The organism is Belliella marina, assembly GCF_042682445.1.
Taxonomy (GTDB): Bacteria; Bacteroidota; Bacteroidia; order Cytophagales; family Cyclobacteriaceae; genus Belliella; species Belliella marina.
The window spans coordinates 1-569 of record NZ_JBHUHR010000042.1 but is presented as its reverse complement, the minus strand read 5'-3'; the positions used below and the strand labels follow the sequence as shown (position 1 = coordinate 569).

The 569-nt window shown below is 39.7% G+C and carries 1 protein-coding gene; it reads right to left on the bottom strand.

Translation table 11 applies throughout. From position 1 onward, the window contains the following. Positions 1–25: 25 nt before the first annotated feature. Positions 26–569, bottom strand: a 544-nt coding sequence (locus ACFSKL_RS16430) for a transposase (protein ID WP_376887422.1), incomplete at its 5' end; no start/stop codon positions are given.

Below are 569 nucleotides of genomic sequence, written 5' to 3'. Positions count from 1 at the left end.
TTCTGACTAACGTAAACAAAATCCCTCAATTTGAGCTGATTTCGAGGCCTAAATCCTCATTAGTCAGACCGAATTTATCGATTTGTTTTTTTATTCTCTTAACTAAGCCCAACTTTCTTTTTTGATCCAAGAAAAGATAGCCTTCGGGATTTTCATATGGAATTCCTTTTACGACCATATTCCAAATGATGACTGCAAGCTTTCTTGCTGTGGCGCTGATGGCAGATACTCTACCTTTTCTAAAGCTTATCCTCTGAAAGAAGTCCCTCAAGGGTGTTGAGTCTTTCAGGTTCCCGATGGCATTTGCAGCATTTCTCAAGGCTATTTTAAGTCTGTTGCTCCCTTTTGGCACTTTACTAGACAATACTTTGCCACCACTTACTTTATTGTTTGGGGCAAGCCTAAGCCATGAAGCAAAGTGCTTGGCTGTTTTAAACTTCTTGATCCCTTCCATGCCTACTTCACTCATCAATGCCAAAACCGTAGAAAAGCTCATACCTTCAATTGCCAAAAGATCTGTTCCCTCAAACATCTGATACGCTTTTAGATTTAGATCAATGTCTTTTGGG